Source organism: Longimicrobium sp. (assembly GCF_036280135.1).
GTDB lineage: Bacteria > Gemmatimonadota > Gemmatimonadetes > Longimicrobiales > Longimicrobiaceae > Longimicrobium.
Genome location: NZ_DASURI010000098.1, coordinates 1 through 4800 on the forward strand (window position 1 = coordinate 1; position 4800 = coordinate 4800).

The window sequence follows — 4800 nt, forward strand, 5'->3', positions numbered from 1 at the left end:
TGCTGGTTGGTGAAGTCCACCAGCAGAATGCCGTTCTTGGTCACCAGGCCCATCAGCATGATGATGCCGATCATGGTGAACACGTTCAGGTTGCCGCCCGTCAGCAGCAGCGCCAGCCCCACGCCGATGAACGACAGCGGCAGGGCCAGCATGATGGCCAGCGGCTGCAGGAAGCTGCCGAAGAGCGACGCCAGGATGATGTAGATGAAGATCACCGCCATCCCCAGCGCGGCCAGCACGTAGCCCTTGGTCTCGTTCAGGTTCTGCACATCGCCGCGGAACACCGTGCGGTAGCCGCTGGGCAGCCCCGCCTCGTCGAGGGCGGCCTTGGCGGCGGCCGCCACGTCGCCCATGGCGTAGCCGGGCAGCACGCCGGCGCTGATGCTGATCTGCCGCTCCAGCGACGAGCGCTCGATCTGCTGCGGGCCCATGCCGGCGCGTACCGTGGCCACCTGCGACAGGGGGATCATGGCCGCGCGGCCCGTCGTCGGATCCACCGAGCTGCCGGGCACCACGATCCCCGCCACGTCGCCGGCGCTCGTCCGCACGCTGTCGGGATAGATGACGACCACGTCGTGCGAGTAGCCCTGCTCGTCCTCCCACTGCGTGGCGCGCTGGCCCGTGAACAGGGGCTGCAGCGTCTGCGCGATGGTGCCGATGCCCACGCCCGCCGCCCACGCCTGCTCGCGGTCCACGTCCACGTCCAGCTGCGGGATCTCGCCTTCCTGCGACGACGTGGGCTCGGCGATGCCGGGCACGGCGCGCAGCACCTCCATCACCTGGTCGGCCGCCAGCTTGAGCCGCTCCTGCTCCGGCCCCTGCACGTTCACCTGGATGGGCTGGCGAAACCCGCCGAAGATGGTGGGCGTGCCCGTGATGTTGGCCCGCACGCCGGGAATGCCGGCCAGGCGGGCGCGCAGGGCATCCTGGATCTCCTGCTGGCTGCGGTCGCGCTCTTCCTTGAGCTTCACGAACACGCGGCCGTTGTTGGGCGATCCACGGAACCCGCCGCCGATGCTCATGTAGGTGAACTCCACCTCGGGCATCTCGCGCAGCATCTTCGCGACCGTGTGGCCGCGGTCCACCGTGTACTCCAGGCGCGAGCCGGGCGCCACGCGGAAGTTCACGTTGAACTCGCCGCCGTCAAAGTCCGGCAGCCAGGTAAAGCCCAGCTGGGGGACGATGAGCATGGCGCCCACGATGGAGGCCGCGGCGGCGCCCACCACCGTCTTGCGGTGGTCCAGCGCCCACGCCAGCCAGCGGGGATAGCGGTCGGCCACGCGCTCGAACCAGTCGTTGAAGCGCTTGGCGATGCGCTGGATCCAGTTGCGCTTGCGGTCGCCGTGGTTCTCCACCTCGGGGTCTGCCCAGATGCTGGAGAGCATGGGGTCCAGCGTGAAGGAGACGAACAGCGACACCATCACCGCGAACGCCACCACCACGCCGAACTGGAAGAAGATCATCCCGATCTGCCCGCCCATGAAGGCCACGGGGATGAACACGGCGATCACGGCCAGCGTGGTGGAAAGCACCGCCAGGCCAATCTCGCTCGTCCCCTCTCGCGCGGCGGCGTGGTGGTCCTTCCCCATCTCCACGTGCCGCACGATGTTCTCGCGCACCACGATGGCGTCGTCGATCAGCAGGCCGATGGCCAGCGACAGGGCCAGCAGCGTCATGGTGTTGATGGTGAACCCGAAGATCCACATCCCGAAGTACGCCGAGATGATGGAGATCGGGAGCGCCAGCCCCGTGATCATGGTGGACCGCCAGCTGTTCAAAAAGAAGTAGATGATGGCGATGCAGAGGATGGCGCCCAGGATGAGCTCGTGCTGCACGGAGCTGAGCGACTCGCGGATGCGCTTGGAGTCGTCGCTCACCACCTGCATCTTCACGTCGCCGGGCATGCTCTCCTGCAGCTCGGCTACGGCCGTGCGCACGCGGTCGGCCACCTCCACCGTGTTGCTGCCGCTGATCTTGAGGATCTCGACGCTGATGGCGCGCGTGTCGTTGAGGTAGCTGGCGCTGCGGGCCTCGGCCGTGCCGTCCACCACCGTGGCCACGTCGCCCAGGCGCACGGGCACGCCGTTGCGCACGGCCACGGTGATGTCGCGGAAGGCGCGCGGGTCCTCCACGCGGCCCGTGACGCGGACCAGGCGCTCCTGGTCGCCGCGGCGCACGCGGCCGGCGGGCACTTCCTGGTTCTCGCGCTGCAGCGCCTGCGCCACCTGCGGGGGAGACACGGCATAGGCGCTCATGGCGTCGGGGCGCAGCTGCACCTGGATCTGCCGGTCCGTCCCACCCACGATGTTCACGCCGCCCACGCCGGGAATGGCTTCCAGCCGGGTGCTGATGACCTCGTCGGCCAGCTCGGTGAGCTCGCGCAGGGGGCGGTCGCCGCTCTGCACGGCGATGGACATGATGGCCCGCTCGTTGGGATCGAAGCGGATGATGACGGGGTCGTCGATGTCCTCGGGGAGCTGGCGGCGCATGCGGGCGATCTTGGCCTGCACCTCCTGCTGCGCCTCCATCACGTCCACGCCCAGCTGCAGCTGCACGCGGACGAGGGAGCTGCCCTCGAACGAGGTGCTGGTGATCTCCTGGATCCCCTGCACGGTGTTCAGCGCCTCTTCGATGGGGCGCGACACCTCGCGCTCCATCACCTCGGGGCTGGCGCCGGGATACGTCGTCTGGGCCACCACGATGGGGTAGCTGACGTCGGGGTACTCGTCGATGGCCAGCCGCTGGTAGCCGGCGATGCCCAGCACGACCAGCGTCACCATCATCATGGTGGCGAAGACCGGCCGCTTGATGGATACGTCGGAGAGGAACATCCCCGTGTCTCCCGATGATTTCGGATGGAACTGGATACCGCCTGCAAGGTGGGCCGCCGTCCTGCCGCGCCCACCAGGAGCGAATGAATTCGCCGCTGGAACGTCACGAAGTCCGCCTTCGCGGACTGCACCGCCGCCTTCCGTCACCGACGCCGGGTCCGCGCCGCGCCCCCCTCCCCCAAAAAAACCTGGGGGAGGTTGAACCGCATCAACAACACAACGCCGACTGCGTCATCCTGAGGGAGGCGCCGCGCGATCCGTACTCTCGCACGGTCCATGGCGCCGACCGAAGGATCTTGCCGGCGTGACTCGGAGGCCGCCTTTCTGCCCCGGAGCCGGCGCCGTGGATCGGACGCAAGGTCCTTCGGGGCCGCAGGCATCCGTCGCGGCCAGGGCCCGTGAGGGCCCCTCAGGATGACAGGCGCGGCTGGCGCTGCTTACCGGCCGCCCTTCTGCGCGCCGGCGCCGCCCTTTTCGGCGCCGCCCTGGCCGGCCATGCGCACGCTCATCCCCTTGCCCAGGATGCCCACGTTGCCCACGACCACCTGGTCGCCCTCGGACAGGCCGTCGGTGATCTCCACCAGGCCGTTGGTCTCGTCGCGCAGGCCCACGGTCACGTTGGCCACGTCGATCTTGCCGTCGGCCACGCGGTAGACGACGGGCTGGCCGCCCTGGCCGCCTTCACGGAGCGCGGCCAGCGGCACCACCATGGCGTCGTCCAGCACGCGCGAGACGATGCGCCCGCTGGCAAAGGTGCCGGCGCGCAGGCGGCCGTCGGGGTTGGGCACCTGCACGTAGATGGTCACGGAGCGCGAGCCGGGATCCACCGAGGGGCTGATGCGCGCCACGCGGCCCGTGAACTGCGCGCCGTCGGCCGTAAAGCGCACGGTCTGCCCGGGCTGCACGCCCGCGGCGGCGCGCTCGGGGACGGCGGCGGCCAGCTCCAGCACGTCGCCGCGGACGAGCGTAAAGAGGGCCACGTTGCGGTTCACGTGCTCGCCGGGGTTCACCATGCGGCGCTCGATGGTGCCGGACGAAGGCGCCACCACGCGGGTGTCGCCCACCTCGCGGCGGCTGCTGCCGGAGCGCGCCTGGGCGGCGGCCAGCCGGGCCCGCGCGGCGGCGACGGCCTGCTCGGCCACGCGCACGTCGCGCTCGGGGATGGCGCCCTCGCGGTGCAGCTCGCGGTTCTGCTCCAGCGTCCAGCTGGCCGTCTCGAGCTCGCTGCGGGCGGCGGCCACGTCGGCGTCGGCGCTGCGGGCGTTGCCGGCCTGGTCACCGGCGTCAAAGCGGGCCAGCAGCTGGCCGGCGCTCACCACCTCACCCTCGCGGACGTACACGCCTTCCACGTCGCCCTCCAGGCGCGACCGCACCTCGGCGCGCTCCAGCGGCTCCAGGTTGCCGGTGACGGCGATGGCGTCTTCCAGCGCCATGCGCCGGGGCGACGCCAGGTCCGTTGCGGCCAGCGTCACGCTGGGCCCGCCGCCGCCCGGCCGGCCGCCGCCGGGGCCGCCGGCCGCGTCGGCTTCCTTGCCGCACGCGGCGGCGGAGGCGACCATCGCGGCCACGGCGGCCGCGCGAAGCGGAATGCGCAGAGTATCCATCGATCCGATCGGAAGAGTCAGTTCAGGAGAAGAGGCGCGACCGGCCGGAATCCACCGCCGTGTCTTTTGCACTCTCGCACGTTCGCACGTTCGCACTCGTCAGGGCGTCGGAATGGGCCGGCCCAGGGCGCGCGCCAGCTCGGCGGAGGCCAGGTACACGTCGAACGTGGCCTGCGCCTCGTTGGTCCGCGCCGTCAGCAGGGCCAGCTGCGCGTCGCTCACGTCCAGCTGCGTGCCCAGGCCGCGCGCGTAGCGCAGCGACGCCAGGCGGAACGCCTCTTCGGCCTCGGCCACCGTCTGGCGGACGGCGGCAAAGGTGGCGCGGGCGCGCTCCAGCTCCGTGCGGGCGCGGGCGGCGTCGGCGC

At 70.8% G+C, this 4800-nt stretch carries 3 protein-coding genes; all 3 read right to left on the reverse strand.

The window, feature by feature from the left end:
• A partial coding sequence (locus VFZ20_RS03130) for an efflux RND transporter permease subunit (protein WP_329682367.1) occupies positions 1 to 2831 on the reverse strand: 2831 nt, incomplete at its 3' end.
• Between the two features lie 437 nt (positions 2832 to 3268).
• Entirely contained in the window at positions 3269 to 4435 is a 1167-nt protein-coding gene (locus tag VFZ20_RS03135; protein ID WP_329682368.1) for an efflux RND transporter periplasmic adaptor subunit, read from the reverse strand.
• A 99-nt stretch (positions 4436 to 4534) separates the two neighbouring features.
• Positions 4535 to 4800, reverse strand: a 266-nt coding sequence (locus VFZ20_RS03140; RefSeq protein ID WP_329682369.1) for a TolC family protein, incomplete at its 5' end; no start/stop codon positions are given.

What these genes read in the sequence shown, in the direction of transcription:
- VFZ20_RS03135 (WP_329682368.1), bottom strand. Translation starts at nt 4,435, where the DNA reads ATGGATACTCTGCGCATTCCGCTTCGCGCGGCCGCCGTGGCCGCGATG.